Raw genomic sequence first — 4109 nt, forward strand, 5'->3', positions numbered from 1 at the left:
ATTTTTAAAAAAGAAAGCGCCCCAAAGTGAAAAAATCGCATTTTTTGAAAAAATGAGCTTGAACAGAGCTTGATACCATCGGGGAGAGGCTTGCCAATTTGGCAAAGTGCCAGGAGGATGAAGCAGGCGGAGTTCGTTTACCGGGAAGGAAGACTTTGGATTAGCATACCGGTAAAAAATACGGAGTCCCGTAAAAGGCCGAAGAAATCAGGATTCCCAGATTTCCAGTCCGTCGATTTTGCCGGTTTGCGTCAATTTCCCATACCGGTTCGAAAAAAAGACGACTCGGAATTTGGCGTCGGCGAACATCTGGGGATCATCCGGAGCATCACTCATGGTGTCAAGCAGGAGATCCCATTGATACAATTGATTGCCGGACTTTGGAATGGAGGCGTTACCATAGCTAGTTTGAAATTCCAAGCTGTCTTCGTGAATGATGACTTTTTCCACTACTTCATAGATCAGTTTGCGGTAGATATGGTCCGGAAGCGTTCTGGATCTTGCGTCATGAAATGCACGGGAGAGCGATATATTCTGGTCAAACGGGGATGAGAGGCGTTTCGCCTGATTTCTGCGAGTTATAATTTCCCGTTCCGCTTTTTGCATTTCGCCCTGAGTCATCTGGAGAAATTGTTCATACTCGCCGAAGGTAACCAGATTTTTCTGGAATAACGAAGTCATCTGTTCCCGTTTTACCTTGATGTCATGGAGTCCGATTTCCAGTTTTTCCAGTTCTTCGTTCGTTTCCGGCTGCGAGAGCAAACGGCGGCAATGATTGATCAGAGCGAGAACGACAAAAGGATAACCGACATCATACAAGCCGATTCCATTTCCGCGCTTCACCCGTGTATAGCGGACGGATGTGGTACAGTTCATATAAGCTTCGCTCTGGCCCCGATGTTTGCAAATATAGTACGAAGCCGTGGAGTTGGAACTGTTCAGAATCATCCGGTAGCCGCAATTGGGGCAAAACATCAGGCCGCTGAATACGGAGTTGGTTTTCTTCGGGCGGGCATGGGGATTTTTTTGCTTTCGACGCTCAATGATTTTTTGCGCCCCATTCCATTGCTCAAAAGAAACCAGCGGCTCCGACACCTGAATATTTTTAATCAGCTTCTGTTCGGAATTATACATGAATCCGCAATAAATCGGATTACGCACGATTGTCCAAAGCGTAGTAAAGCATTTGAATTCGGTTTCCGGGTATTTTTTGCTGATTTCATACATGATGTCAGCATACTTGGCATATTCCAGGAAACGCTTGAAGGCATATTGAATGAGCTTGCCTTTTGTGGATTCAAAAAGAATCTTGTCCCCCTCATAGACGACTCCGTAAATCTGGGCCCCGGTCGGCAGACGTCCGGAATCCCGACGCTTTTTCAAGCCGAGAATGGAATTACGGCGCTTTTTTTCCACGTCCTCGGAGAGAATCCGATTTTTTAAAGTGGCGATCAGTTGACTGTCGAATTTCGACAGATCAATCTCATCCCCCTGAACCTGAAGGATCTTAACATGGTGATCTTCCAGCAACCCCATGATGGCTGATTCCAGATAGCCGTTATTCAACGGCCGGAAAAGGCGGGTCTGTTCTGAACAAATGACATACTTGACTTCGGAGATGCGTTTGAGCAATTTCCCGAGCCCCTCGCGAAATCCCTTGGGGCGATATTGCGAATTCAACCAGTTCTGAAATACGGTGTCCCGTTTCGCCAGCTCTTCGTAGCCGGACGGATAATAGCGCCCGCCGATGTTGTGATCGGTAAAGGTGTCGGCAATTTCGATATTCCGGTCTTCCGCAAGTTTCCGGCATTGCTCGATCTGGACCTCAATGGACAAAGAAACTTCTTCGTCACCGCTGGATTGGCGGCAGTAAATAAATCCCTTGTCCCGCATTGTAAAATCTCCTGTTGACGTTATATTATAGCATGATTACCGGGAATGACAAATATACTTTTAAACTCAGCGGCTCCGAAGAAACCCACGAACAGATGACTGAAACCGCCGTCAAGTTCAACGAAAAACTTTCCAGACGCGGCAAATCGCTTGGGGAAATCTCACGCGAGGAGTTCGTCGATCTCATGCGCGAAGCTGCTGGGAAATGATCGTTCCGACTGAGAAACACGGTTCCGCTCCTCTCCCCCGGAAGGATTCAGCATCATGACCCGCTTCTGTGAACTCCGCCGTAAACTGGTCGAACTTTTCGCCGATGCCGGTATCCAATCAGCAGCGGTGGATGCCGACCTTCTGATTTCCGAGCTTGCCGGTGTTCCCAGGAGCGAACTCTTCTTCCTCGCCGATCGGCCGGTTCCTCCCGCTCTGGAAAAGAAAATCCGCGAACTCGCCCGACGGCGCGCCCATCGGGAACCGCTCCAGGACCTGCTCGGCCATGCCTACTTCTGGGAGCTCCGGCTCGATGTGACACCGGATGTGCTGATTCCCCGCCCCGAAACGGAACTCCTGGTCGAATGGATCGTCGAACAACTCCCGCTCCGGGGCAGCGTGGTCGATCTGGGAACCGGCTCCGGAGCGATTGCGCTCTCCCTGGCCCACTCCCGGCCCGACGCGAGAATCACCGGCGTCGACATCAGCCTCCCCGCGTTGACCGTGGCTCTGCACAACCGTGAACAGCTTCATCTTCACCAGGTTGAATTCCTGGAATCCGACCTGTTCACCGCGCTCGGAACGCGCTGTTTCGACCTGATTGCGGCAAATCTCCCATACGTGACGCCAGCGGAATACGCCTCGCTGGAACCGGAGGTCAAACTCCACGAACCGGCATTGGCCCTGGTCGCGGAAGACGAAGGGTTTGCGTTGATCCAACGGGCGGCCGGGGAAGCCCCGGATCACCTGACTGCCGGCGGAAAACTGATTTTTGAACTCTCCCCGCATCAGGCGGAACGGCTGGCCGGCGTTCTGAAGGAATCCGGAGCTTTCCGGAAAATCGAGATCCTTCACGACTACAATCGACGGGAACGATTTGTTGCTGCCGAACGGGTCTGATCCCCCTTCGCGCAACTCAGCGGGCAAAAGCGCCCTGGAGTTTTTCCGCCCAGACAATCCGACTGGGAATCACCATCTGCACGGATTCCACGGATCCGTCGATCAGCCCGGCAATTCCCTCGATCGCCGCCGCCCCGATCCTCCGGTCATCGGGAATGCCGATGCCAAAACAATCTTCCGCGGCAACCGGATGGGCGTCGTTGTCGAGAACGACCAGGAAGATCCCCTGCCGGCCGGACTCCGCAATCGTGCGCCGCACGCCGGCTCCGATATGCTTGCTGGTCGCCAGAACGGCGTCGAAAGAGGACTCCCGCAGCAGCTTCTCGGTCAACTCCGCGGCTTCCTCACAGGAGTAGTTGCAGTGGCGCGTGACACAGACGGAATCGGAGTGACGGAGCGCTTCCGCGATCCCCTCGGAGAAGAGCGTCACCACGGAACTCTCTTCCGGACCGGCAAGGTAGAGCAGCCGCCGGCAGCCGATCTCCAGCAGCCGCGCCGTCAGCTGCCGGGCGGTGGTCCGGTAGTCGCTGACCACATAGTGAATCCTGTCGCCGGGGGCGGTATCCGGACAACTGGTCAGAAACAGCGCCGGAGCTCCGTTGTCGCGCAGCGCCGGCCAGTAGTTGGCTGCCCGGTGGGCTCCCCAGATCAACAGTCCGTCGATCGTCCCGGCACGGAACAGTTGCCAGTAACGGTTCGGATCCCCCTGCGGATCACGATCGAAAAGCAGGAGCAGGTGGTAACCGTTCCGGGAAAGCGCCTCCTCCATTCCCCCCAGAATATCGACAAAATGGGTGTCGTCGAACACATTCCCGTGCGCCTCGGTCCGGGAAGGGACCAGCAGCCCCAGCACCCCGGCCTTGTGCCGAAACAGCCGCTGGGCATTGACGTTCGGCACGTAGTCCAGTTCCCGGGCCGCCGCCAGCACCCGCTCCTGGGTCGCGGCCGGAATCTTCCTCCCGGCCCGGCCATTCAACACCTTTGATACGGTGCAGGTTGAAAGCCCAACGTATTCCGCAAGATCACGGATACTGCAACGGCCGGCGCGTCTCTTTCTCTCGGACCGCTCCATCGGATCGCCTCTTCTCCTTAAGTAACAACCGGTTATC

3 protein-coding genes are annotated in these 4109 nt (G+C 54.5%); 1 reads left to right on the forward strand and 2 read right to left on the reverse strand.

Translation table 11 applies throughout. The features are described 5' to 3' along the window. Nucleotides 1-207 precede the first annotated feature (207 nt). A complete protein-coding gene (locus tag ACMLHG_RS14610; RefSeq protein ID WP_417170972.1) occupies nucleotides 208-1893 on the reverse strand; it encodes a recombinase family protein in 1686 nt (561 codons plus the stop codon). Nucleotides 1894-2157: 264 nt separating this feature from the next. Here ACMLHG_RS14610 and prmC point away from each other — a divergent pair, with 264 nt between their 5' ends. Further along, nucleotides 2158-3000: a peptide chain release factor N(5)-glutamine methyltransferase gene (gene prmC / locus ACMLHG_RS14615; protein WP_417170973.1), complete on the forward strand. Its 843-nt coding sequence runs from the start codon at nucleotides 2158-2160 to the stop codon at nucleotides 2998-3000. Between the two features lie 16 nt (nucleotides 3001-3016). Here the strand turns inward: prmC and ACMLHG_RS14620 are convergent, their stop codons facing one another. Then, nucleotides 3017-4072, reverse strand: coding sequence for a LacI family DNA-binding transcriptional regulator (locus tag ACMLHG_RS14620; protein ID WP_417170974.1), 1056 nt, complete (start codon nucleotides 4070-4072; stop codon nucleotides 3017-3019). Nucleotides 4073-4109: the final 37 nt, after the last annotated feature.

Source organism: Victivallis sp., assembly GCF_048170485.1.
Lineage (GTDB): Bacteria > Verrucomicrobiota > Lentisphaeria > Victivallales > Victivallaceae > Victivallis.

Bases quoted from the DNA above. Each gene is read 5' to 3' on its own strand.
- ACMLHG_RS14610 (WP_417170972.1), bottom strand. From the start codon at position 1,893: ATGCGGGACAAGGGATTTATTTACTGCCGCCAATCCAGCGGTGACGAA.
- prmC (WP_417170973.1), top strand. From the start codon at position 2,158: ATGACCCGCTTCTGTGAACTCCGCCGTAAACTGGTCGAACTTTTCGCC.
- ACMLHG_RS14620 (WP_417170974.1), bottom strand. From the start codon at position 4,072: ATGGAGCGGTCCGAGAGAAAGAGACGCGCCGGCCGTTGCAGTATCCGT.